Here is a 686-nt window from a genome sequence, read left to right as displayed (position 1 = left end):
GTCGACAAGGTCACCAACGACTGCGCGGAGGCGATCTGCGACGTCATCGCCGAGGACACCGGGCTCTCGCGGGCCGAGTCGATGCTGCTCGCCTCGGGACTGGGCGGGCTCGCCCAGGTGGTGGCCCGGTCCTGGCTGCACAGCGACCGCAGCGTGCCGCGCGACCAGGCGGTGCAGCTGCTGACCTCGCTCGCCTGGCGGGGCATCGCCGGGTTCCCGCTGCACGGCAACGACCAGCAGCACTGACCGCACGCGCGGACACCGGCGCTCGTTTGTTCCCGTCGGCTGTTCGCTCCTGGCGTGGCCGGGCGGAGCGTGTACATCCCCTCACCGGGCTAATGTGTGCTGGTACGGCGCGGAAGGTCGCGCACTTCACTGACCGTCGGAGGGACATAGCCGTGGAGGTCAAGATCGGCGTGCAGCACGCGCCCCGCGAGATCGTTCTGGAGAGCGGTCAGAGCGCCGAGGAGGTCGAGCGCGTGGTGGCCGATGCGCTGGCAGGGAAGTCGCAGCTGCTGAGCCTCGTGGACGAGCACGGCCGCAAGGTCCTGGTCCCGGCCGACCGCCTCGCGTACATCGAGATCGGCGAGCCGGCCCCGCGCAAGGTGGGCTTCGGCGCACTGTAGGCGACGACCGGCGAGCGGAAGGGCCCGGTGGCACCGCGTGCGGTGCCACCGGGCCCTTCC

General features: G+C 71.6%; 1 protein-coding gene and 1 pseudogene. Both read left to right on the top strand.

The window, feature by feature from the left end; genetic code table 11:
- Positions 1-246, top strand: a pseudogene (locus B7L92_RS39060) (TetR/AcrR family transcriptional regulator); the annotation flags it as partial.
- Between the two features lie 152 nt (positions 247-398).
- Entirely contained in the window at positions 399-626 is a 228-nt protein-coding gene (locus B7L92_RS39055; protein WP_016824716.1) for a DUF3107 domain-containing protein, read from the top strand.
- Positions 627-686: the final 60 nt, after the last annotated feature.

Origin of the sequence: Streptomyces viridosporus (genome assembly GCF_002078235.1) — a bacterium.
Classification (GTDB): Bacteria; Actinomycetota; Actinomycetes; order Streptomycetales; family Streptomycetaceae; genus Streptomyces; species Streptomyces viridosporus.
Note: the sequence above shows the minus strand (reverse complement) of the source record. Positions and strands in the feature narration are given on the sequence as shown.